Origin of the sequence: Peribacillus muralis (assembly GCF_001645685.2) — a bacterium.
Taxonomy (GTDB): Bacteria; Bacillota; Bacilli; order Bacillales; family DSM-1321; genus Peribacillus; species Peribacillus muralis_A.
The window spans coordinates 2,732,107-2,756,702 of the sequence record NZ_CP017080.1; the positions used below are offsets into that span (position 1 = coordinate 2,732,107).

The window sequence follows — 24,596 nt, forward strand, 5'->3', positions numbered from 1 at the left end:
ATCAATATTCTCTTCTAACTCTGCAATTCTTTCATCATTAGAACTAACTACCTCTTTTATTGCTAAGAGTTCTTGTTTTGTTTCTTTAAGTAGTTGTAGAAATAATAGATCTCGTTCAATTATAGCTGATTTATGTATCTTACCATAGAAAAGGTTATTCAGTTAGACAATTTGCTTAAACGAGACCTTACCACCCAGACCATTAATGAGAAATGGGTAGCTGACATTACGTATATCCACACGTTAAAAGACGGATGGTTTTATTTAGCTTCTGTATTGGATCTTCATTCTAAGAAAAAAGTAGGGTATGCCTTTTCACGTTCTATGACGACAGAACTGGTCATAAAAGCTTTTAATAACGCACACTTATCATAAAAGCCCTCTGAGGACTTAGTTCTTCATACGGATCTTGGCTCACAATATACAAGTAGTGAGTTTACTCAACATATCCAAAACCATCATATTAAGCAATCCTTTAGCCAGAAAGGTTGCCCGTACGATAACGCCTGTATGGAATCTTTTCATGCAATATTAAAGAAGGAAAAAGTCAACCACGTACAGTATCTAAACTACCAAACAGCAAAATTAGCAATGTCCAATTTATTAAAGGTTGGTATAACCGAAAAAGAATTCACAGCAGCTTAGGATATAAAACCCCACAAGCCATTGAAGATCAAATTAGAAATACAGCTTAAGATTTAACTTTTTTGTGTTCAAAATATTGACTCAAATCCACATTATGATTTGCAATTTTTTCGAGACATTTGTAAGCAAAGCCTTTAATCTTATGCTCTGGAACATTTATGTAACGCTTACTTACAATTGTGTCATTAACGAATTTTTCAATTAAGGAATTCCATTGCTTTTTGGAATATCTACCTAGGGAAAACTTAATGTAGAACTTATTAGATTCATTTGTTAATAATTCTCTAAATTTATCGCATGTTAAAGGTTTCTTGAAATTACAATTGTAATTATCTTTATTTGTATTTATTTCTTTGTTATCTTGTTTATTTGTAAATGTACTCTCAGTAAAGTTCTCTGAGTATTGTACTATGGGTACTTTAGTAAAGTTGCTCTCTTGCACCGAAAGTACAACAGTAATTTTTTCGGTAATGACAAGGTTTGAATGAATCATTGTATCTAAACTTCTTATTACAAATCCTTGTTCTTGAAGTCCTTTAATCTGATCAATAACGAATTCATCGAACTCATCTTGATTAAATGGTACATCTGATACATTGTAAAAATAATTCTTCTTGCCATCTTTGTAGCAACTGAATCCCATCGCATATTTTTTCTCAGCAAGTTCTTTCCATCCTGCATCAACATTTTTACGAGTATAAAAACCTTGGAGCTGAGTTTTGAACAATGTCCAATCTTCTGGAAAACTCATGATATGAGATAATAAGCCAAGTGCTCTTAAATCTTTTAAATCACCCTGTAGCGGATTATTATGAATTTGAGCATAGTTGGAAGTCTTTCTTCTTTTGATAATAGACATGATTTCTTCCCCTTTGACACGGCTAAAGAAGACATGCTAAAATTTAATAGTAGAGGTCTATCTTCTGTGTTTTGTATTAAGGGAGTGGGAAGGGTCCTAATCTTACACCTCTCTCTTATTTAATTATATAATTTTCAGAATATTACGAACATTAAAAGAAAACGAGAGATAATATATCCCTCGAAATTTAAATTTTTTTATGAAACTCTATAGAAATTGTTGGTTCAACTCGATCTACTTTTGTGTCATGGCTACTGCTCATGTTACTGCTAAAATTAATCTTTTTAATAATCATTTTTAAGAAGGCATTAACTTCACCATTTTCTAAATCGCTAAAATCGTTGAGAGTAAATAAGATTCTTTCCAATCTTTCTTGCTCTTGATCAGTATTTAATACGTTCTCACGTTGCATATTAATTAATTCAATTTGTTGTTCGATATTCTGAATTTGTTCATTAACTTCATTTCTTAATTCTTCAAATTCCTGTTTTGTAATTTCTCCGTCAGAACGCATTATTGCAAGGTTTTTACTTCTCTTATTGACACGATTTAAAGAGTTTTGCAAGTCTGTTTTTTGTTCCATCAGCGTCTTCTCAATAGTTGAGGTGTCTCTTGTCTTTAGTCGTTCTAATGATTGCTCAAGCTGAGGTCTTAAATTTTGAACAGCCTTTATAACAGCTTCTTCAATCGGAAGATATTTATGACCTCGATCTTCACATTTGTTGTTGTCGATTTTATAAGAGCAAGTCTTTAGGAATTCAGTTCCATTTCCATCTTTTTGAATGTACCTTTTTCTTCCACAACAGTTACAGTAAATAAGACCATGAAGTTTTCTTGTAGCAATACCTTTTTGTCTGAACTCACGATTTTTTTCTCCAACCACCCTTTGAGCTTCAAAAAACTCTTGCTTCGTTACGATTCCTTCATGAGCATTTTCAACAAATACTTCATCAACAACTTTTCCATTAACTCGCCTCTTCATGGATACGCAGCCATAATAAACATCGTTCTTTCTAAGTATTGAAATATGAGAAGTAGTTAAAACTTTTCCTTGTCGACTTCTCCACTTTAAAGCATCTAATTCTCTTGCTATGCGATTGGAAGAATATCCTTTTATGGTTTTCTCAAAAATAAATTTGATGATACGTGCTTCATCTTCTCTGATTACAAGCTTCTTTTCCTCGTTCTTGTTATACCCAAGAGGAACTTTATTGCTCATCACCCATTTACCTTGTGCTGCCGCTGCCAGTCTTCCTCTGCCCATACGTTTGCGAATTTGCTTCCACTCATAATTTGCTAGTAAACTTGAAAAGCTAAATAATAAATCATTTGACTCGTTATTGAAGTCAATCTCACCAGATGGAGTCAATATCTTGATGTCATTTAATATGAAAATTCTTTTGATTTGTTCTGCCTGAATATTGTCACGAGTCAGCCTGTCAATATCCATAACTAGCACGTAATCATAGTCAGGAAGATTTTCTAGCAGTTTATTGAGCTGAGGTCTTTCTGTGTCCATACCCGAGGAGACTTCTTCGTAAATCTCAAAATGTAAGTTGTTTTTTTCGGCCAACTTAACCAAAGCATTTCTGTGAGAATATAGAACTTCCTCGACACCTCGATTTTCTTCATCTCTCGATAGTCGTAGATAAATAGCTGAAAGCATAAATATCCCCCTTTTTATGTACACCTAGTATATCATTCGATTATTTAGCCAGTAAATAAGAAATTTTATATCGGTTATATTCCCGACTGTCCCATACATTGTTATTACGACTGTATCGCCTAATTTAAATTTCGGCTGTTTCTTCTTGCCCATAAGAGACATCCCCCAATATGGTCCTTATCGTTTGATTAGTAAATTATATGCACAAACAAACAGGGAGGTTAATGGAAAAGGGAGGGCTCTTTGCTCATTTAGATGAGTAAGTTGCTACACTTCCCATCCGTTGCCTACAATTGGAGGTTTCGTATTTTGAGCGTTTCTTCCCGCTCCAGACACTCGCCTTTGCCACAGTGGAAATTCATATCCACAGAAACTCGCGCGCTAGTTCAGGCAAAAGGGAAGTACAGTCGTAAGAAAGTGTGTGCATTCATGAAGGAAAAAAGGAAGGAAGGAAGGCAGGAGGATGGAACGAAAACTCGAAGTGGACGTATAATCGGAAAAATGGCATGTATAACAAAAAAATCAAAAGGGACCCGGATTTGCACATAACCCTGTCAAGTAGACAATAAAAAAAAGAGTGTTTTTTAAGCTGCGGCCTTTTCTCGATATTCAATTGGGGAAAGGCCGTTGAATTTCTCTTGAAAGCGTGCCGTATTGTAAAACTCTATATACTCTTGAATAGCTAGATAAGCCTGGTCTGCTGTTTTTGGACATAGTAAATATAACTTTTCTGTTTTTAAATGTGAGAAGAAGCTTTCTATACACGCGTTGTCGTGACAATTGCCACGACGAGAGTGGCTTCCTCGAATGCCGAGTTCCTTCACCTGATTTTCATATGCTTTCGTCGTATATTGGAATCCTTGATCTGAGTGCAGGAGAGCCCCCTTGCTAAATGGCTTGCCCCTTAGCTGATTTAGCGTATTATGAACCAATTCAAGGTCGTTTCGTGTAGAAACTTCCCATGCAACAATTTCATTATTATACAAATCTAAAACGGCGGAAAGGTAGGCAAACGTGTCTCCAATCCGTACATAGGTTATATCTGTTACTAACTTATGAAACCTCATCTCTGCGTGGAATTCACGATTTAAGACATTATGAAATACAACGGACCCTCTTCGACCGTAGAAAGGACGTTTCTTCCGAATGACAGATTGAACACCCAGGTCTCTCATCAATCGACGAACACGTTTATGGTTTACAACGATTCCTTCTCTGGACAAAGCTCGAGTCATCCGTTTATATCCGTAGTAGGGGTGTAGCTTATGGATGGCTAAAATATGTTCTTTGATCCATAGATTTTTCTCAAGTCGCAGAGAACGAGCAGACTGTGTCTTCCTCCATTTGTAGTATCCAGCCCTTGAAACTTCAGCGATTTTTAATAGCCACGCAAGTGGGTACGTTTTCCTCAAACCATCGATTATTTGAAACCTTTCGGCTTTCAGGACCATTCCTTTCCATGCAGATTTGGATTGCGCTTTTTTAAATAATTCACCTGTGCTTTAAGATAGGCATTTTCCTCTTCTACACTAGAAAAATTCTTACGGTTCCATACACCACGTTGATCTTCAAAAGACTCATTATTCTGCACTTTCTTTACCCAACTCGCTATCTGTGCATCACTTTTAATACCAAAACGGTCACGAATCTGACGATATGACCAGCCTTCCTCCACCTTCAGACGAACCACTTCTCTCTTTAATTCTTCTGTATATGTTTGAAACGTTTGCCCCTTTTTTGCCATATGAAAAATCCCCTCCAGATAGACAGTTAAGAACATTTTATCATGTTCTCTTTTTTCTCTGTCTACCTGTAGGGGATAATACCAATTGTTCATTCCGGGCCCCCTTTTTTCAATTGATGAGCCGGTTCGTAGTGGGGATGATGAGGGTCACTTTCGTCCCTAGCGAGTAGGTGCTTTCAATTAGGAATTTCCCTTTCAATTCCTCCATGATCTGAATGCACGTCGCAATCCCCAGCCCGTTTCCATCCGGCTTTGTCGTGTAAAAAGGCGTGCCGATATTTTTTAAATTATCGGGACTGATTCCATTGCCATCATCAATCACGGTTAACATAACAGACTGTGATCCGGCGGTTTGCCGTATTTCAATACGTCCCCTAGAATCGATGGCTTCACAAGAATTATTCAGCACATTCAATAATACCTGTCGAAGCCGGTTTCTATCGGTATGAACAAAGACCGACTTCGTCACTTTATTGATTATTTCTACATGAGAACTCGGAATTGAAGAAGTATAGATATCCAGTATTTCATCCAGGAAATCCTTCAGATCAAGTTTCTCCCATTCCAATTGATGCGGTTTTGCCAAATCCAATAGCTGGCTCACAAATACATTGACCCGTTCCACTTCAAGAAGCATGACGTCACTATACTTTTCTATTAACGCTTTGTCATGATCCTGACTCTTCAACAGTTGGAAAAAACCCTTTATTGTTGTCAAGGGGTTCCTGATTTCATGGGCAACACCTGCGGCAAGCTGGCCAACATACTTTAACTTTTCAGTCCTTATGATTTCCCTTTCGCGATCTTCAATCGTCTCCATCATTCTCAGAAAAGCAACGTTCAATTTTTCCATTTCCTCAAAGCTACTATTCTCGGAAGTGATGAATTCCTTTCCATCTATAAAGTCCTCTGTTGCTTCGACGAGGCCTTGGACGGGCCTGACAATCGATTTCGTAAGAAGATAGACTGCAAGGATGATCGATACAAACACGATGCTATAAATCGTTAAATAGCGTGTCAATAGGTCATTCAATGGCTGGAACACTTGTTTTTTACTTGCCCCTACCACTACAAACCATTTATTCTCCGTCTGTGCTATCGTATGGATAGGCTGAATGGAATAAATTTTCTCGCCATTCTCTGCACTGTAGAGTTTATCCGATGAGGAAGCTTCCAACAGTTTTCCTTTGGTTAAACCCATTTCATCCAAGGCGGAATTTTGAATGACACCATGCGGATCCTTTTTGGAGATCATGATGCCTTCTTGGTTCATCATGAAGAAATCCACAGGGTATTTATCGCTCACTTCATTAGCCTTTTTCTCCATCATCTCCCAAAGCCCTTCCAATCGGAATGCCGGAGACACGACACCGATCAAATTCCCAGCAGGATCATGCACCGGTGCACTTAAGGCAATGATCGGCTCCGAGTAAGCACGGGTTTTATAGACGTCGGAAAGGAATTCATGCCCCTCCATGGCTTCTTTAAACCATATTCTATTGGAGAGGTTATCTCCAATCATTTTATTGGAGGTATCTGCCGTTACATTTCCTTTTAAGTCCAGAAATAACATTCCGTAATAATTCCCTTTTGCTTCGATGAACTTCTTAAGTTCAACTGACTTCTCTTCTTTTGTAGAGTGAGGGTCCATGATTACCGAATTTGTACTCATCAGCTTTACATCACTGATCCGTTCGTTCAAGTAGCTATATGTTTCATTGACAATATTGAATGAGCCTGCATTCAAGGCATTGTACGCTTCTTTTTCAAGCAGTGAACGTTGTGATTCATAGGAGATGACTCCCAAGATCAGGAGAGGAGCACTTGCAATAAGTAGGGAATAAAGCAAAATACGGGTTTGAAGGCTCTTAATCATCCTTCGACTCCTCCCTATTCCTGATCTCCCTGCAGGAGTCCTTCTTCAATTTGGACATATTGGTCCCACGCTTGATCAAATACAGTCATACTCTCGAGATAGTCTGCGTTCAGTTCCAAATAACTGCTCACTTCATGATAATCAGTCGACTGTTTTGGAAAGCCGTGATCCTCATATGCATGATTGGCAAATTTAGTGATGGCGTCCATTTCCTTCGGTTGACGAAACTTCATTAAATATAAATAAAATGGTCTCATAGTGTCGAGCCCCCCCTAAAAATAACGATGATTCCTGCTTAAATATATCGGAATCTTCCTCTTCCGTCCACTCTTTTGAAATTCCAACCGATGGTTCTTGTTGTTTTATGGAGAAACAACGTTTTTTACCAGGAATTTCAATCTAATGACATTCAAGTCTTACAGCAAGGAATTGATTGATTCCTTTTCGTTTTTTCGGGGGCGGTCAGACCTGTCGGGATGATTGGGAGATTGACTATTCGAGCATCAGCCATTGCTTTCCGTAGTGCATGAATGGAAAAAACCCTTCATTCAGGAGAAGTGATGGACACTCGTTCTTCCCTAAATGAAAGGTTTTCATATGATCGATATTCAGCCACCCTTAAGAAAAGTCAAAGTAGTTACGTTTCAACAACCTTTTCATACCCATTAACTCACTGTACTTTGTCTGTTTTTCAAGCTGCTTCGAATCGATCAAGAACAGTTGATCTTCAATTTCCTTCACAATTTCGTCACTTTGAAAAAGAGCATCGCATTCCGCACAATGAGAGGAAGGAGTTTCAGTAATTTCTATCGCTCTCGTGCCATCCGGCAATTCCCAGTATACGGTCCCATTGATCGCCGTCAGTTTTCCCTTCTCGCACCATGGACACTTCTCCATACTATTCATCCCCCTTTGGCTTGCTCTTTTGTTGCTGGGCCTGGAATTTCTTCTCCTTTAACAAATCCCGCTTTTCCCGCTGGTTTTTCAATGAAGCGTGCTCTGGATTAGTCACATAATTTTCCCTTCGGTTCATCCGTTTCAGTCCTTCAGGCACTAAATTGAATTGCTTGTCGTTCATTAAACCGGATAAGCCAATATCTGACCGTTTTTCTTCCATATCCGGATAAACTCCTTTGAAATAGTCATCTGCCAAACCAGGAGTATAATGCTCGGGTTCTGGATAGGTGGTTATTACGCCCTCAAAATTGCGCAAAACGGTTTTAGTTGGAGACTGCGAGAGGATATAATTCGGCTGGAGCGTGATTTTTCCTCCCCCTCCTGGTGCATCGACTACGAATGTAGGTACAGCGTACCCGGATGTATGTCCCCTGAGCCCTTCAATGATTTCAATCCCTTTTGATATGGGTGCCCGGAAGTGCCCGATTCCTTCCGAAAGGTCGCATTGATAAATATAGTAAGGACGGACACGAATTTTGACTAGGTCATGCATCAGCTTCTTCATGATGGCGACACTGTCATTTATGCCTGCCAAAATGACGGCCTGATTGCCGACAGGGACACCTGCATCGGCAAGCATCTCACACGCTTTTTTCGACTCTTCGGTAATTTCTATTGAAGTGTTGAAATGGGTATTCAGCCAAACCGGATGATATTTTTTTAAAATCGCACATAAATTCTCCGTGATCCTTTGAGGAAAGACGACAGGTGCCCGGGTTCCGATCCTGATTATTTCAACATGAGGGATCTCCCTTAAGTTTTTGAGGATATATTCCAGGATCGTGTCATTGATCAGCAGCCCATCCCCTCCGGATATAAGCACATCCCGTACGGCTGGTGTGTCGCGTATATAGCCGATTGCCGCATCCAATTGTTTTTTAGGTACACCCATGCCGATTTGCCCTGAAAAACGTCTTCTCGTACAATACCGGCAGTACATGGAGCACTGATTCGTCACCAGGAAAAGGACTCGATCAGGATATCTATGGGTCAGACCGGGAACAGGAGAGTCCTCGTCTTCGTGTAAGGGATCTTCCATGTCGTATTTGGTTTTATGCATCTCCTCCGAAATCGGAACCGATTGCATCCTAATTGGACATCGCGGATCATCTTTATTCATTAACGAGGCATAGTAAGGCGTAATGTTCAGCGGAATCGTTTTAGTGGAAATCCTAACTCCCTCTTCTTCATCGGGAGTTAGATCGATCACTTTCTTCAAATCATCGACTGTGCGGATCGTGTTCGTAAGCTGCCACAGCCAATTATTCCATTGTTCTTCGGTTACATCTTTCCATAGCTCGATATCTTTCCAATCACGCTCTGGCTTATATAAGTCAAATAACATGGTCATACCTCCTGAGTTATGATAGTAGTATTAAATGCAAGAGAGGTGCCAAAATGACCCAGAAAATTTCCATTACCCATAAAAAAATCCAGTCTGCAGCGATTGCATCCGGATTCTTTTGCATTCAAATAAATTTCCTGATTTTATATTGCAGCGTCTGCCGCGGAATCTGCAATAGCTTCGATGCCTGAAAAACATTTCCGTTTGTATGAAGCAGTGCATCGGTAATCAATTTTGTTTCCATCTCAAGCATCGCTTCTCGAAGCGGAAGGATATTTTCAGGTGGAGATGATCGTTTCCTTAATAACTGTGGCAAATCTTCAAGAATCAAGATTTCCTGCTCGGCATGGTTCATCATGAATTCTATTGTATGTTTCAGCTCCCTTACATTCCCCGGCCATTGGTACCGCTGAAAAAAGACCCTGGTCTCCTCATCGACTCCTTTCATGTCGATTCCTAATTTCCTATTATACAGGGATACGAAATGCTCCGTAAGAAGCTCGATATCTCTCGCTCGCTCCCTTAACGGAGGCAGCTCGTAACTCAATACATTCAACCGATAAAATAAGTCTGGTCTAAGTTTATTTTCCGAAACGGCCTTATTGGGATCGATATTCATCGCTGCCATGATCCTGACATCCACCTGGACGCTTCCAGTGCCCCCTATCCTCCTGATGGATCCATCTTCGAGCACGCGCAGTAGCTTCGCCTGCAAGTCAATCGGCATTGACTGCAATTCATCCAGAAACAAAGTTCCGCCATGGGCCAATTCAAATAATCCTTTCCGCTCCAAAGCACCGGTGTAGCTTCCTTTAGCCGTTCCGAACAGGAGTGATTCCAGCAACTCTCCTGGTAATGCTGCACAGTTTTGGGCAATGAACGGCTCTTTCCGGCGGCCGGAATCTCTATGGATGCTTTGGACAAAAAGCTCTTTTCCTACACCGCTCTCCCCATAAACCAAAACAGATGAAGAAGAGCGGGCAGCCTTCTTCCCTTTTGATATCAAGCTTTTGAATTGCGGATCGCTCGTTAAGATTTCCGCGAATGAATGCAAATGGCCGTGCTCCGTTTTCTTTTCAGGATTCTTACTTGTCTTGAGCGAGCTCTCCAGGTCTGCTAACCTCTCCGATAATTGCTTTATGCTTGAATAATCCTTGGCAATTTCAATTGCACCTACGATAACCCCGTCAACCTTTATCGGGAGGGTCGTGTTCAGCGTCTCTATGATTCGCCCATGTGCATTTACATAGGACTGGTTATAGTTGTGAATAGGTTTTTCGGATTTGATGACCCGCAGTAATGTGGATGATTTATGATTTAATGATGGAAATGCTTCCAGCAATGGTTTCCCGAGCACTTCCCTTCTTTTCATACCGTCATGATTGGCTGCAACCCCGTTATAAAAAATGGTCTGCCCTTTTGGATCTATCACATGAATTCCTTCATCGATCGAATCCAATATTGCTTCAAGTACCTCGCGTGTATTAAATGATTCACTTGGCAACATATCCCTCCTCAAGTACATACTTGCTATATGTATATGAGGAAATGCCGAAAACTTGCCATGAACCGCCGGATATTTGGCAGTCAGGTGTAATTTTTCACCCATAGATTCATGTCTTCAAGTTTATCGAAAATGTAACAATTATTGGCCAAACGCCCACGATATGAATAGCCATACTGATGCAGTGCCGCATTCATCCCGAACGAGAGCGACCTGGCAATGGAATAGATGCAGTAAATTTCATGTGAAATTAAGTAGTCTTCAATTCTTGCAATCAAATGCTTCATCAAACCATACTGCCGATGTTCCGGCAAAGTGGCACAATCCGTGATTTCTGCATTATGGTAAAAAGCATCAATCTCAGCTGAAGCGGCACTGACAAGCTTCCCGTCATGAAGGTAGATATAAAACACCGTTCCGTTTTCGATGCATTTTTTTACATAGGCCGGATCATCCATCGGAGTGGGATACACCTCGAAGATTTTGCCATACAACTGTGCCAGCTGCTTGGAATCTGACAGCTCCGCTTTGCGTACTTGATAAGCGGAAGGGGGGGCATCCAGCATTGATTTGAGCGGCAGCGCCAAAACATCGTTGAGGATTCGATCTTCCCTAGCCCATCCGTCACTGTTACGCCGTTCATTCCTGGTATATTTAACAAGGAAGAAGCAGTCGCTCCCCAAAAAGAACTTATCAATGCTGCCTTCATATAAGAAGCCCCGTGAGAGCAATTCCTGCATATTTTCCTTGCGTGTTTTGAAGATGATCTTCTCGGCTGCCATCTCATTGGCCACCTTTAAGGACTCTTCGAGGCATTCTTGAAAATGACCGAGATAATCCTCCACCCTGACCCGCTTATTAAAATGATCGATCGTCAAATGTATGGTGCTTCGTTGCTTTTGGATTTTTCTTTCAATGATTCCCGTTTCCATTCATCTCGCTCCTTCCACATCCATTCTCCATTGTAACAAAAGGCCTGACCCTTTTTGGAGTCAAACCCATCGGAAAATGATTAGAGCTGCTCGGCCTCACACCAATCAATAATGGTCAAGGCGATGATTTTCGCAGCCTCCATCATTCTGTCCACTTCTATATATTCGTTGGCGTCATGGGCCATCTTCGTTTCTCCCGGTCCAAATACGACGACGGGAGTCGATCCCACCGTTGACAGATAGCCTCCATCCGTCGCCCATGGAGATGCTTCGACGACCGGTTCTTTCCCCTTCACCAATTCATAATTCGTTCCAATCGTTTTCATTAGCGGATGGTCCGTTTCGAGACTGCCAGGCAGCCACCTGGCGCCAAACCATTCCAATTTCATCGGCTTTTCCTTGAACCATTCGTCACGTTCATTCATGGATTCGATCAACTGTATTAGCGAATTCTGCGCCTGCTCCATGGTTTCGGTAGGAGCAATGCCAAATCGACCTTCAAGAACGGCTGTATCGGGCACGGAAGAAGGCCAGTTGCCGCTTTGCATGCTTCCTATGTTAATAGGAATCGGAATGGGGACATTTTTATAAAGTGAATGACGGAGTGGCTCGTTCCGTTCTTGTTCAAGTTGCTTGATTTCTTTCATGACCAACATGGCTTTTTCGATGGCGCTAACTCCTTCATACCTTGTGCCTCCATGCGCAGACTTACCAGTTACTATCAGCCGAAACCACATCGATCCCTGCTGTAGGGGAAATAGTTTCATATTGGTAGGTTCCGGGATGATTGCCCCATCCGCTTTATATCCGCGTATGACCGCGGCTAGTGTTCCGGCACCGCCGCTTTCCTCTTCAATCACACTTTGAAAAATCACGTCTCCCTTCAATTGGATACCTGACTCGACGATCGCTTCAATCGCCAGCAACAAGGAAACATTGCCGCCTTTCATATCGGTCGTTCCCCTTCCGAATACTTTTCCGTCTATTAATCTGCCACTATACGGATCGTCCTGCCATGCTGAATGATCACCTTCAGGAACGACATCAATGTGACCGTTCAAAATAATGGACTTCCCTGTGCCGGTTCCCCTTTTTATCGCGACAAGATTCGGATTTCCTTTAAAATCCTTGCGATCACAATAAAAATGAGGATGATTCCGCAAATGCTCATCCCCGATTTCCCACAAATCTATTTCAAGTCCGAGTTGTCTGCACTTCTCGACTACTATGGCTTGAGCGCTTCCTTCCTGTCCTCTCTTGCTCGGTTCCTGGACCAGCTTTTGCAACAATTGAATCGCCTTTGTCCGTGAATCATCCAGCCATGTTCTTATTTTATCCTCATACATATCCATTCTCCTTTCTCACTCTTGTAAAATATGGATGTTTTCAGACACGGTAAAGGAGGCTCCGGTCTTATTCCTGATTTCACCAATGCTTGCGGCTGCAAATATATCGGTTAAAAGGAGGCCTTCTCTCGTTACAGAAAATACGCCAAGTTCCGTAATGATCATATGTACGCATTTTTTCGCCGTTAACGGTAACGTACATGCTTCGACTATTTTAGACATCCCCGCTTTGTCCGTATGCTCCATCAAGACGATGACCTTCTTTGCCTTGGCCGCCAATTCCATGGCGCCGCCCATGCCCGGTATTCGACTACCCGGGACGATCCAATTGGCAAGATCCCCGGCTTCACTGACTTGGAGTGCCCCAAGAATCGTGATATCCACCAAGCCGCGCCGTATCATGCCGAACGCAAGCGTACTATCACAGTAGGACGCCCCGTTCCTGATGGTGATCGGCTGTCCGCCTGCATTGCAAAGATGAGCATCTTCCTTTCCTTTGTCAGGGGCACTGCCCATTCCCACTAGTCCATTTTCTGCATGAAACATCACATCTTGAGCATGGATGAGATGATTAGGGACAAGCGATGGAATGCCTATCCCTAAGTTGACCAGCATCCCATTGCTTATTTCAGCTGCTGCCCGTTTCGCTAATCTATTTCTATCTTTGGTTCCCAAGCCCACTTCCAATCGACTCCTTTCGATGGAATGATATGATCCACGAAGGGTCCCGGTACAATGATGTCCTCCGGATCCATCGCGCCAAGCGGAACGATATGCTTGGCTTCGACAATCGTGATTTTGCCGGCCATCGCCACGAGGGGATTCGTATTGCGGGCGGTTTTGTCAAATTTCAAATTACCATATGAATCTGCCATTTCTGCATAAACAATGGCGATATCCCCGGTTAACGACGGTTCGACCAAATAATGTTCATCACCGAGCTGGATGGTCTGCTTGCCGTCCCGGACGATATCGGCATCGATGCCGATATCAGTCAGTATCCCGCCTAAGCCCATCCCGCCTGCTCTAATGCGTTCGGCAAGCGTTCCTTGAGGGGAGAATTCCACCTCCAGTTCACCGTTATTCATGAATGAACCAGCATTGGGATTGGAGCCGATATGGGAAACGATGATTTTTTTGGCACGGCGTTTTGTGACCAATTTTCCAATGCCTATCTCAGGGAAGCCAGTATCATTACCAATCAAAGTTAGATGCTGAACACCAGACTCCAAAATCAAATTAATTAAGCCCGGAGGAGTGCCTACGCCACCAAAGCCACCAAAAAGAATCGACTGATGATCTTTAAAAAGGTGGATAACATCGTCCAAACGGCATATTTTCCCGAATGTATTTTCTGACACCGCAACTCACTTCCTTGTTAGGATGGCAACTTGCCCAAGGTCTCATTAAATTGCTGAAACGTTATATCAATCCTCATTAACAATTCTGCACATTCCTCTTCCGTTATCGTCAGCGGCGGGGATATGATGATCGCTGATCCAGTTACACCGTCAAGACCTGCTGCTGCAGGATAGAGGAGGATCCCATTTTTTGTGCCCAACCCAATGATTGCATTAGTCACATCTGCCGGATTTGCAAATGGCTTCTTAGTCGCTTTGTCCTGTACGAATTCGAGGCCAATCAGCAAACCTCTGCCACGGATATCACCGATAAAGGAATACTTCCGCGCCAGTTTCTTCAGGCCTCTGCTCAGGTCTTTCCCTCGATCGGCTGATTTTTCGACAAGTTCATTCTCCTCGACATATTTCAATACGGCTAACGAAACGGCACACGATAGCGGATTCGCACTAAGCGTGTGCCCGCCTATGATGGACCGTGATCCGTTCCGTATCGGCTCCATCACTTTTTTGGTCATGACTGCCGCAGCTATCGGGGTATATCCGCCGCTCATCCCTTTACCAAATGTAACGATATCAGGTTCCACATCCCAATATTCACAGGCAAGCATCTTACCTGTCCGGCCAAAGCCCGTCATGACTTCGTCGGCAATGAATAAAATGTCATTCTCCTCACAGATTTTCTTTAGTTTTTGAAAATAACCATCAGGCGGGACGATGACACCTCCCGCAGCGCCGATGACAGGTTCAGCTATGAAGGCCGCTATATTATCGCTGCCAATTCTGCGGATTGATGCTTCCAATTCCGAAGCACAGACCATTCCGCACGTATGTGGATCAAGTTGCAGAGGGCACCTATAACAATACGGCGGAGACACGGAAGGATAAGATTCAAGCATCGAGGTAAATCGTTCCCGGCGAATCGGATGACCCGACATCGATAGTGCCCCCATCGTGATGCCATGGTAGCTCATCCAACGGGAAATAACTTTTTGCTTCTTTGGCTTTCCTTTTTCCTGCCAATGCTGAATGGCAATTTTCAAGGCAGTTTCAGTCGCTTCGGAGCCGCTGTTCACAAAAAAGCTATACGCTAAGTCCCCCTTGGTCAATTCAGCCATTTTGTCGGCGAGTTCCTCTGCAGCCTCACTAGTGAACTGTGAACGATAAACAAATGAAACCTGTTTGGCCTGTTGGACCATCGCCTCCATGACTTCCTGCACACCATGGCCAATATTGGCAGTAACTGCACCGGAGGAGGCATCCAGGTAGTCCTTTCCATCTTTGTCATATAAAAAAACGCCATGGCCATGACTGATGGTCGGATAGGTTCCCCCCAGGACCGGCTTAATCAATGAAGATTGCTCCATAAGCCCACACTCTCCTTCTCATAAAAAACATGCAGTATAATAAAGTGTATGTCCTGCAGAAGCTAATCTTGCTAAGGAAATTGCCCTAAGCTTGTTCAGAGATCGATTTCTTGATTTCGCACGATTGTCCAAAAATAACGGACAAAAAAAGTGTATCCACGAGAGATACACTTTTTTATTACACTACGGGTATTAGTTTTTGTTCGCGTATTGATTCCAAAAAACTTTCATCCTTTAAAACAGCCAGTACATTTTTATAAAAAGCAGCTTTATCGATAACTGAAGTATGTACATATTCATACTCTTTTAAAGAAGGATGACGCAAAACATCTTTCATACAGGAAAGACAAACCTTTTTAGTTCCTAGCTTATAGTAGTTCAAGTTGCTTGCATCCCCATTGGAAGTGTCTTCGTTACAAACGAAGCAAGTATGGCTCACACGGCCCTTTTTATTGTACTCGGCCAAAGCCCCTTCTAAACGAATGGATGCGGGAATTGTTAATAACACATAATCACCTTTTCTATTTTAAATCTCTTAGTATTATATCAGAAAAATATAGAATTTGAACAATTAGACTCATATTCCCTGATAATGCTTATAAAACAAGCAAATTTCCAGGGCAGATTAGATGTTTCACTCCTAAAAAACACCAAAAACGAAAATATATTTCTTACTGCCAAAGCAGAATAAAACACCGTCCACTTCTGAACGGCGCATTTACATGAATTTATGGTTGGATATGAATCGTTGCTTTTCCCATCTTCACACTCATGGATGCCTTCGAACCGTTCGGCACCGTCACGAATGGGTGAACATGGCCAAAATTGGCATTTGCGATGACAGGAATGCCCTTAAGCTCTTTTTTAGCTGCAATGATTTCCTGCAACGCATAATCGGTCATTCCCGATTCCTTTTGGAAACGGCCGATGACGATTCCTTTGATCCCACCTGCATCTGGCTGGTGCAGCAATGATTGTAAATCCCTGTCAAAACTGAACGGATGACTTTCTTCGTCATCTTCTAGGAAAAGAATACGATCCTCAAGGGAGGGCATGAACTCAGTACCCTGCAATAAATTGAGCGTACAAAGATTTCCGCCAATGACTGTCCCTGCTGCATCCCCTTCCTGGATGACCATATATCCTTCATTGGGGTGGAAGGTGCGTTCATCCTGTTCCAAATGCCAAGAATCATCACTCCACGTTTCACTCGGTATTAGATCGAAGCCGTCACTGTCGATTATGGCCTTTTTGAAGTGCTCCATCGTGTATGCAAGCCCAGCCTTCATCCCGAATGTAGAAAAATGCGGACCGGAGTATGTAGTCAAGCCTGTTTTTTTGTGGATAGCCAATAAAATCGCGGTTATATCACTATATCCCATCAACACTTTAGGGTTTTTTTCAATTAAATCGTAATCAATATACCGTAATAATTGATTGGCATTATATCCCCCTATGCCTGTAAAGATTCCTTTTACGGACGGATCCCTGAATGCATCATGTAAATCCTCAATTCGATCCTCGATCGAATTCGAAAAAAAGTCATCATGAAACAACGCCGTTTTTCCGTATGTCACCTTAAAACCAAGCTCCGTCAATCTTTCTTCGGCCAATCTCCGTTGCTCCCCCTTGACAATCGCCAAGCTTCTTGAAGGTGCAATGACGCGTATTTCATCCCCTGCTTGTAGACGGGAAGGTATCATTTCCATTTCCCCCTTCATTACGTAACATCGTCGTTATTTTAGCAGAAATGATCAATAAAGAAAAACCAAGACACTTAAAACATGTGCAAAGCAGTGAAAGAAGCCCTTTTTCCTGTTTGTCCTTTTATTATCGATCTTTTAGAAACATTCCTCACCACTCCTTTCCATATGAAGAAAGACCAGCTTTTTCAACTGGTCTTTTAGTCTATTCAATTAGCAACAGAATGAAGCACCGATGATAATCAACAGAATGAACAAGACAACGATTAACGCGAAGCCTGAACCAAATCCGCCGCAACCGCCACCGTATCCACCGCCGCAGTTACCACCATAACCGTATCCTCCGCCAAATCCACCATATCCGTACATTAAGTTTCACTCCTTTTAGAATTCTGATTTCTCTTTACACCTTACCATATGTGAATACGCCCGCCTTGGTCTGTGTATTTGCCCATTTTTCTTGATTTAGGTAAAAACTTTCGGTTTCATCGCTTCATCATAAAGGAATGCTTCACTAAAAATAACGATGAAAAATGTCAAAAATCGTTACTTATTTTATTGTGTTACGTTGAATTTGGGATATAATAAGAAAAAACAATTCTTAGCCTCTTTAGACTATCTCATTCCTATAATGGATACATAAAAGGTTAAACGGGGGAACACAATTGAAAAAGAACACAAAATCCTTCATCCCTTTCGCTGCAATCGCCACGATTCTTCTTATCAGCTATATCCTTCAAAAAGTTCCTAAAACCTATGGATCGGATGATTCATTAAATGTCTATCAAAAATTCCAATCAGGGCAGCCAATTCAATATCTCGTTGTTGGTGACAGTATCGGCCGGGGATCTGGCGCAGAAAACCCTAGCCTGACATGGTTCAAACAGCTAGAGCATAAAATGTACCAAAAAGATGATTCCCGCTTACACGGAGATTATGTAGTCCAAAGCGGCTCCACTGCTTTTGAGGGTCTATTTAAACTCTCCCAAAGAAGGGAACATGAACATAAAGATTTGATTTTCATCGTATTTGGTGAAAACGACCGAAAATATATGAGTGTCGATGATTTTATGATGACCTATGAGGCATTGATCAGAAAGGCAAAGCACCTTCACCCTCACGCAGAATTGTTCACGATTACCGAAAGTTCCTTGAAGCAAGACGAATTTGCAGCTGCAATTGAACGTTTATCTAACCACTATGGCGCAACCAACGTCGATATGCGTCCGATCTTCAAAAATTCGGGTTATACGGAAAAACAGTTGACTAAAGATCTCGTCCATCCGAATGGCCATGGCTATAAATTTTATGCAAATGCCATTTACGAACGCTTCCAGGATAATGTAAAACGGGAAAAGTCTATCGCAGAGCTTCCTTCCAAGCTTCATGCCCATTCTGATTTAGAGTTAACGGAGATTGAACACTATGAAAAAATCAAGGGCTTCCGACCAAAAGGAGGCTATTATACAAGCAGTGAAAAAGGAAGTGTGATAGATTATCGATTCAATGGAAGAATCCTTGGCGTAAAGCTGCTTAGAAGTCCGGATGGCGGAGAGATCAAAGTCTGGATTGACGGCAATGAAGTCACTACATTGAATACATGGTGGCCATTCGCCCGGGAAAGATATATATTCATCACAAACGGGCTTTCCCCTGGTACACATACCGTCCGGTTTGAAGTGGCGGGCAGAATAAAGGCACTGGACCATGACACCCTGCCATATGTCCGGATTGCATCGATCATTACCAATTAACATGATAGGAAAAAACGCCCCCCCGATTATTAGTAATCGGGGGGGCGTTTTATGCTGATTCAATCAAATAGCTTTTTGTATTCTCCGTACCCTTCTTTTTCGAGATCTTCAAGCGGTATGAACCTTAATGATGCGGAATTGATGCAATAACGCAATCCGGATGGTCCCGGTCCATCATTGAAAACATGACCAAGATGAGAATCGGCAGTTTTTGAACGAACCTCGATTCTTCTCATCCCGTAACTCGTATCCAGGTTTTCCACCACTTCCTCTTCTTTTAGCGGTTTCGTGAAACTTGGCCAACCGCAGCCTGAATCGAATTTTTCTTTTGAAGTGAAAAGAGGGTCACCAGAAACGATATCCACATATAGCCCAGCTTCCTTCAAGTTCCAATATTCATTATTAAACGCCGGCTCCGTTCCACTGTTTTGCGTGACTTCATATTGGATTGGTGAAAGTTTTTGTTTCAATTCGTCTTTATTTTTCATTTTTATCCCCCCAGTGGTTTTGTATAAATGCTTTTCTGCCCGAACCGGTTGAATATCTTTCATAATGCTCAGGCTGCTTTTTATAATAATGCTGATGATAGGTTTCGGCTGGATAAAACGTAGAAGCTGGTATGATCGGCGTTACGATCTGTTTCGAAAATTTTCCGCTTGCCGAAAGTTCAGCTTTGGAGGCTTCCGCCAATTCCCGTTGTTTTTCGTCATGGTAAAAAATCGCCGTTTGGTACGAGCTGCCGCGGTCATAAAATTGTCCTCCGGCATCAGTCGGATCGATTTGCTGCCAAAACAACTCGACAATGTTCTCATATGGAAAGACTTCAGGGTCAAAGGTGATTTGAACAGCTTCAAAATGTCCCGTGGTTTCAGAGCAAACTTCCTTGTACGTAGGGTTTTCCGTTTTCCCGCCGGTATACCCGGAAATAACGGATTCGATACCAGGCTGCTCATCGAACGGTTTAACCATGCACCAGAAGCATCCGCCTGCAAATGTTGCTTTCTCTAACTGTTTCGTCAAAAGAAATCCTCCCTTTTACAATCGATTCATTGAATGAATTTTAACGCTTTTCCCTTGTCCTGTAAAATAATATGCCGTTTTACCCTCCATCTTAATGAACGGGGGAGACACACACACTGGCATTCAACCATAAGATGGAGTCATCATGGAAAAATGCGAGGTGTTTGGAAATGAGCGATACACGATCATTTTTACAAACAGCGAAAACGTATGATTTACTATCGTCTTATTATCAATACAGCAATCCGAAGCTACTTGAGTATTATTCCCAGAAACACTTGAAAAATCTTAAAAAAGCAGCACAACAATTAAAGTATGAACAAATGAAAATCACACTTCCTGCCCGAGTGCGCATTTTACATGCGGCTTCAGCTGCACCTTCCATTGATATTCATGTAAATGGTGTACGTATTTTCAAAAACCTTTCATTTAAAGCGAGCAGTGGTTACATGTCGTTTCCTGCTGGAGGGCACCAGTTGGACATTTATTTGAGTGGAGAAGCACGTTCCCCCCTGTACAGCCTGAAAATGGAGTTCGAAGGCGGAGCATCTTATACCGTGGCCAGCGCTTATGCCAATGAGTCCTTGACACTCTTACCATTCATAGATCTTCCATTTGTTCCCCCATGTGAAGGCAAGTTTCGCTTCATTCATTTATCACCCTCAATGTCCCCTGTCGACATTGCCGTCAAAAATGGAGATGTCGTATTTGAAGAGGTCGCTTTCCAACAGGCAAGTGACTATCTTACGATCCATCCCATGATCGTTGATTTTGATGTAAGGGAAGCCGGGACAAAACATAACATATCCTTCTTGCCTAATATGGAATTTAACGAAAATATAACGTCGACCCTTTATTTGATTGGCTTGAACGGTGAAACAAACCGGTTAGAAACGTTAACGTTATCTCCATGAACGGCAAAAAACCAGGACTTATCGAACCTGGTTTTTTCCGTTTTCACACGATCACTGAAACGATGATGGGATGGTCAATAAAAATGAAATGTCATCCTTTTTTAAATTGAAATCCTTCGCCTTGACCCTTATGTCGCTTTTCAATTCCATATCCTGTAACGACACGTAAATGGCTTCATCATTTGGACTGATGCTGACCCATTCCGGCATATTATACCGTTCGTTTATTAAATTCATTACATATGACACGGGAAGATTCATTCGTCCGACAGCGATTGATTTTTGCTTTAAGATCAAGTCGCCATTCTTTTGGGCAATGGGCTCGAATGTTAATTTCATTTCCACTTCACGATTGAAAAATGGCATCGTTCCGTACAACTCGACCTCGTCAGTCAAATATACTTCGTAATGCATGGAGCCTGTCAAACCTTCTTTATCGAGATACTGATTGATTAATCTTGTAAGATCTTCCCGATTTGTGTGAATTTGAAATTGGATATCTTCCTCGTGGCTGACCTTTGGTTTGAGTTCTTTGTCTTTAGCCGGTAAATTAACTAAAATCAGAAAGAACAGGATGACCAGGATGTTTATCGCTAAGAGGGAAAAAAACAAAGTCTTCCATTTGACCTTTGTCATTCTTGGTCATCATCTCCTTTGGCACTTGCTTCCAACGTGTCCTTTCCAATAGTGGTGATATCCATGTCATTATAGATTCTTGTCGCAATCAATTCATAACCACGATCATTCGGATGAAAATAATCCTCAGCATAAAGCAGATCTTCATCAGAATTCTTGAAAATGTCTGCTATCTCAATGAAGTAAGCCGAATCATAATCTTCGATAATTTCTTTACCACTTTCATTCCAATCATTCATGATCAGATCAAGCTCATAAAAATCCCCGAACCACTTGGAAAATGGGTTATACACGCCGACAAGATAGATTTGGGCATGGTCATTTTCTGAGCGCACTTTATCAAGTATCTGCCTCAATCTTTTTTCATACCCTGATTTTGCCGCCTTAAACTGATTCAGTTCCAAATTCGAGAAATTCTTTTTAAAGACCTTCATGATATCATTGCCACCAATTGTGACAACGATCGAATCAGCTTGTTCAATGTCTTCTTTTATTCTTGCTTTATCCAGCCTTTTCAAAAGTTGGTCGGTCCGATTTCCACGTATACCATGATTGATCATCTCTACAGAAGTAATCGATGGTTCTTTTTCCAGCTTATTTTGTAAATAAGGCAGATACCCGCCATTATCTTTGCTATCACCGACGCCTTGAGTCAAGGAATCGCCAATTGACACGATTTTCACAGGATCTGGAAAAAAGCTGGCAGGAATCGTTTCCTTTTCACTCAGCTTAACGATGCTTTTCTGCTGAACAGCTGGTTGGTTTGAAGCAGTTTCACTTTGACCACAACCAGAAATCCAAACTATGCATATGAAAAGACAGGTGATTCTGTATCTCATGGCCCTCACCTTCCTACCCATATATTATATCATGCAAAAAACGTAAGATTGCAAACAATATACCTCCACTGTAATTCAAGCTAAAGCTCTTCCTACCATATGATATGAAATAAGCCGCTAATTAAAGCTGGTCCTATAAAATTTAGCATGTTACTTAGCATGTAAAATCATTCTTCAGTTCCTTCGTTTCTTCAAAAATCCACTCGACCGTTCTACATACCCCTATCAAAAGCAAGATAAACAAAAAGGCTCTTTTCGTAAAGCGTGTAACTTTTAAAACGCAACGATTTACGGTTGATCGGAGCGGGCTGCATTGAAGGGAAAAACAACCTTACCGCATCACTTGGTGAATAGAACAAAGTATGAAAAATCAACCAAAAAAAAGAACAGGTCAATTAACCTGTTCAATAATTTTGCAGGATTTTAATATGCTTGATTATGTCCTCAAAGGGGATATCCTGCAGACCCGTATAATCCCTTATGATCTTGCCTTCTTGATCCATAAGAAAAAAACTGGTCCCGTGAATGACCTGATCTTCTTTTTCTGGCTTTTTGACTAACGTCTTGAAATTATCCAATGCAAATTGCTCGATTTCTTCTTGACCATAACCAGTCAAAAAATGCCAATTTCTATAATCGACGTTAAATTGATTACCATACTTCTTCATTACTTCTGGCTTGTCTATTTCGGGATCCACAGAAAAGGAGACGAATTCCACATCCTCTACCCCTTCATCCTTCAATTGCTGTTGCAGCTTCGACATATTGGAGGTCATTGGCAGACATACCGTCTCACAGCTGGTAAATATGAAATCCGCTACCCAAACCTTGCCCTTGAGATCACTCTTTGAAAAAGGCTTGCCATCCTGATCGATGTAACTAAAATCCTCAAGGTCCCAATTTTTCGCATCCGGGACACCGTTCGATCCACATGCCGTCAATAGCAATAGGATCGATGCCCCCATAGCTGCCATTAGCACATGCAGCTTTCTCATTTTCAACCCCGTCCTTTATGTATAAAATATTCTGATACTTCTTTCATTCTAACAGAACCTTTGCATGGAGGACAGTAACTCTTTCAAAGAGGCGAGTATTTATATGAAAAGGCGGCATCCAGACGTCCCAGCACACTCAATCCCAATAATACATGATTGCCATGGCGCCTTCGCCTGTATGGGTACTGACAACGGCAGTGGTTTCTTCTATCATTATATCTTGAAAGCCTGATAGTTCACTAATGGCATGGCGGACTTTATCTGCCATGGCAAAACCATTGGCATGTACAAAACCAATGCCCCTGATTTTTTTACCTTCCGTATCTTCCTTGAATTTCTTGATGATGAACTTCACGACCTGTGACTGACTTCTGGCTTTGGAAACCGGATGCAAAACGCCATCCTCCAAAAGCGCAATCGGCTTGATGTGGAGCAAGGAGCCGATAAAAGCAGAAACCTTCCCGATCCTGCCGCCCTTTACGAGGTTATCAAGCGTTTCGATGACAATGATCAAGCTTGACTGCTTCTTAATATGCTCCAGCCTCTCAATTATCTCCGTAACGGATTTTCCTTCTTTGGCCAGTTTCGCAGCCTCGATCACTTGAAATGACATCGACTTCGAAATGAATTTCGAATCGAAAACGGTTACCTTCGCGTCCGACATACTTGCGGCACTCTCCGCAGAGCGGACAGTACCGCTCATACCTCCTGTCATATGGATGGAAAGGATTTCCGTGCCATCTTTGCCAAGCTCGTTGTAAACCTCCATAAAAGTTCCTGCCGCAGGCTGTGAGCTTTTCGGGAGTTCTTTTGAGCGGTTCATCCTTTTCAGGAATTCTTCCTGCTCGATTTCAACTTTATCCAAAAAGGTTTCCCCATCAATGGAAATCGATAAAGGAACCATCGTGATATTATAATTTTCCAGTTCTTCTTGTGTCATATCCACCGTCGAGTCTGTTACTATCTTTACTTTATTCATCATTACACATCCCTAAATTAACATATCTATTGTATTATACCTACTCAAGGTAAGCATTTAAACCTAAGTTCATTTTTGTTCTCTCAAGCCATATTTCGCCCCGAAAAGATTACACAAAAAAAGACCATTCCATTCACTAACCTTAAACATATGCCGC

General features: G+C 41.7%; 24 protein-coding genes and 1 pseudogene. 3 read left to right on the top strand and 22 right to left on the bottom strand.

The window, feature by feature from the left end; genetic code table 11:
- Nucleotides 1-141: 141 nt before the first annotated feature.
- Nucleotides 142-695 (top strand): annotated as a pseudogene (locus tag ABE28_RS25775) (IS3 family transposase); the annotation flags it as partial.
- Here the strand turns inward: ABE28_RS25775 and ABE28_RS25780 are convergent.
- The 16 genes from ABE28_RS25780 to ABE28_RS13300 all read right to left on the bottom strand — a co-directional run bounded on the left by ABE28_RS25780 (nt 692) and on the right by ABE28_RS13300 (nt 17,671).
- Nucleotides 692-1,504 carry a hypothetical protein gene (locus ABE28_RS25780; RefSeq protein ID WP_257390583.1) on the bottom strand — a complete coding sequence of 271 codons (813 nt, stop codon included), beginning with the start codon at nt 1,502-1,504 and terminating at the stop codon, nt 692-694. The pseudogene ABE28_RS25775 and the gene ABE28_RS25780 sit on opposite strands and share 4 nt — an antisense overlap.
- A gap of 187 nt (nt 1,505-1,691) precedes the next feature.
- The gene (locus ABE28_RS13220) at nt 1,692-3,170 is read right to left on the bottom strand and encodes a recombinase family protein (protein WP_064462097.1); all 1,479 of its coding nucleotides are present in this window, start codon (nt 3,168-3,170) and stop codon (nt 1,692-1,694) included.
- Nucleotides 3,171-3,754: 584 nt separating this feature from the next.
- A protein-coding gene (locus ABE28_RS13230; RefSeq protein ID WP_156775658.1) for an IS3 family transposase occupies nt 3,755-4,914 on the bottom strand; the annotation gives its coding sequence in 2 pieces (ribosomal slippage) (nt 3,755-4,656 and nt 4,656-4,914; 1,161 coding nt in all).
- A gap of 109 nt (nt 4,915-5,023) precedes the next feature.
- A complete protein-coding gene (locus tag ABE28_RS13240; RefSeq protein WP_064467388.1) occupies nt 5,024-6,790 on the bottom strand; it encodes an ATP-binding protein in 1,767 nt (588 codons plus the stop codon).
- Between the two features lie 14 nt (nt 6,791-6,804).
- On the bottom strand, nt 6,805-7,047 hold the full coding sequence (locus tag ABE28_RS13245) for a YozE family protein (protein WP_064467389.1): 243 nt from the start codon (nt 7,045-7,047) through the stop codon (nt 6,805-6,807).
- Nucleotides 7,048-7,408: 361 nt separating this feature from the next.
- On the bottom strand, nt 7,409-7,687 hold the full coding sequence (locus ABE28_RS13250) for a YokU family protein (protein ID WP_064467390.1): 279 nt from the start codon (nt 7,685-7,687) through the stop codon (nt 7,409-7,411).
- 1 nt (nt 7,688) lies between these two features.
- Nucleotides 7,689-9,092, bottom strand: coding sequence for a lysine 2,3-aminomutase (gene ablA, locus ABE28_RS13255; RefSeq protein ID WP_064467391.1), 1,404 nt, complete (start codon nt 9,090-9,092; stop codon nt 7,689-7,691).
- 124 nt (nt 9,093-9,216) lie between these two features.
- Nucleotides 9,217-10,599, bottom strand: a complete 1,383-nt coding sequence (locus ABE28_RS13260) for a sigma-54 interaction domain-containing protein (protein WP_064467392.1) — start codon at nt 10,597-10,599, stop codon at nt 9,217-9,219.
- 80 nt (nt 10,600-10,679) lie between these two features.
- Entirely contained in the window at nt 10,680-11,528 is an 849-nt protein-coding gene (ablB, locus tag ABE28_RS13265) for a putative beta-lysine N-acetyltransferase (RefSeq protein WP_064467393.1), read from the bottom strand.
- 80 nt (nt 11,529-11,608) lie between these two features.
- A complete protein-coding gene (locus tag ABE28_RS13270) occupies nt 11,609-12,880 on the bottom strand; it encodes a peptidase (protein WP_064467394.1) in 1,272 nt (423 codons plus the stop codon).
- A gap of 9 nt (nt 12,881-12,889) precedes the next feature.
- Nucleotides 12,890-13,555 (bottom strand): 3-oxoacid CoA-transferase subunit B, encoded by a 666-nt coding sequence (locus ABE28_RS13275; RefSeq protein WP_064467395.1) that lies wholly within the window; start codon nt 13,553-13,555, stop codon nt 12,890-12,892.
- A complete protein-coding gene (locus tag ABE28_RS13280; protein ID WP_064467396.1) occupies nt 13,522-14,235 on the bottom strand; it encodes a CoA transferase subunit A in 714 nt (237 codons plus the stop codon). The genes ABE28_RS13275 and ABE28_RS13280 overlap by 34 nt, the downstream gene beginning before the upstream one ends.
- Nucleotides 14,236-14,252: 17 nt before the next feature.
- Nucleotides 14,253-15,599 (bottom strand): aspartate aminotransferase family protein, encoded by a 1,347-nt coding sequence (locus ABE28_RS13285; RefSeq protein ID WP_064467397.1) that lies wholly within the window; start codon nt 15,597-15,599, stop codon nt 14,253-14,255.
- Nucleotides 15,600-15,777: 178 nt separating this feature from the next.
- Nucleotides 15,778-16,107 (bottom strand): hypothetical protein, encoded by a 330-nt coding sequence (locus ABE28_RS13290; protein ID WP_064467398.1) that lies wholly within the window; start codon nt 16,105-16,107, stop codon nt 15,778-15,780.
- A 220-nt stretch (nt 16,108-16,327) separates the two neighbouring features.
- The gene (locus ABE28_RS13295; RefSeq protein WP_064467399.1) at nt 16,328-17,302 is read right to left on the bottom strand and encodes a S66 family peptidase; all 975 of its coding nucleotides are present in this window, start codon (nt 17,300-17,302) and stop codon (nt 16,328-16,330) included.
- Between the two features lie 213 nt (nt 17,303-17,515).
- Complete coding sequence (locus ABE28_RS13300; RefSeq protein WP_064467400.1) at nt 17,516-17,671, bottom strand: YjcZ family sporulation protein; 156 nt, start codon at nt 17,669-17,671, stop codon at nt 17,516-17,518.
- Nucleotides 17,672-17,967: 296 nt separating this feature from the next.
- Between ABE28_RS13300 and ABE28_RS13305 the strand changes: the two genes are divergently transcribed.
- The gene (locus tag ABE28_RS13305) at nt 17,968-19,056 is read left to right on the top strand and encodes an SGNH/GDSL hydrolase family protein (protein WP_167353405.1); all 1,089 of its coding nucleotides are present in this window, start codon (nt 17,968-17,970) and stop codon (nt 19,054-19,056) included.
- Between the two features lie 59 nt (nt 19,057-19,115).
- On the opposite strand, the gene msrB is transcribed toward ABE28_RS13305, so the two are convergent.
- Complete coding sequence (gene msrB / locus ABE28_RS13310) at nt 19,116-19,544, bottom strand: peptide-methionine (R)-S-oxide reductase MsrB (protein ID WP_064467401.1); 429 nt, start codon at nt 19,542-19,544, stop codon at nt 19,116-19,118.
- Entirely contained in the window at nt 19,534-20,025 is a 492-nt protein-coding gene (gene msrA / locus ABE28_RS13315; protein ID WP_064467432.1) for a peptide-methionine (S)-S-oxide reductase MsrA, read from the bottom strand. The genes msrB and msrA overlap by 11 nt, the downstream gene beginning before the upstream one ends.
- Nucleotides 20,026-20,246: 221 nt before the next feature.
- Between msrA and ABE28_RS13320 the strand changes: the two genes are divergently transcribed.
- Nucleotides 20,247-20,990, top strand: coding sequence for a DUF4397 domain-containing protein (locus tag ABE28_RS13320; RefSeq protein ID WP_064467402.1), 744 nt, complete (start codon nt 20,247-20,249; stop codon nt 20,988-20,990).
- A gap of 51 nt (nt 20,991-21,041) precedes the next feature.
- Here ABE28_RS13320 and ABE28_RS13325 read toward each other — a convergent pair whose 3' ends face one another.
- The 4 genes from ABE28_RS13325 to ABE28_RS13340 form a co-directional block, all read right to left on the bottom strand.
- A complete protein-coding gene (locus ABE28_RS13325) occupies nt 21,042-21,626 on the bottom strand; it encodes a YpmS family protein (protein ID WP_064467403.1) in 585 nt (194 codons plus the stop codon).
- Nucleotides 21,623-22,465, bottom strand: coding sequence for an SGNH/GDSL hydrolase family protein (locus ABE28_RS13330; RefSeq protein WP_064467404.1), 843 nt, complete (start codon nt 22,463-22,465; stop codon nt 21,623-21,625). The genes ABE28_RS13325 and ABE28_RS13330 overlap by 4 nt, the downstream gene beginning before the upstream one ends.
- A gap of 404 nt (nt 22,466-22,869) precedes the next feature.
- Nucleotides 22,870-23,460, bottom strand: a complete 591-nt coding sequence (locus ABE28_RS13335) for an SCO family protein (protein ID WP_064467405.1) — start codon at nt 23,458-23,460, stop codon at nt 22,870-22,872.
- Between the two features lie 136 nt (nt 23,461-23,596).
- Nucleotides 23,597-24,439 carry a DegV family protein gene (locus ABE28_RS13340; RefSeq protein WP_064467406.1) on the bottom strand — a complete coding sequence of 281 codons (843 nt, stop codon included), beginning with the start codon at nt 24,437-24,439 and terminating at the stop codon, nt 23,597-23,599.
- Nucleotides 24,440-24,596 lie beyond the last annotated feature (157 nt).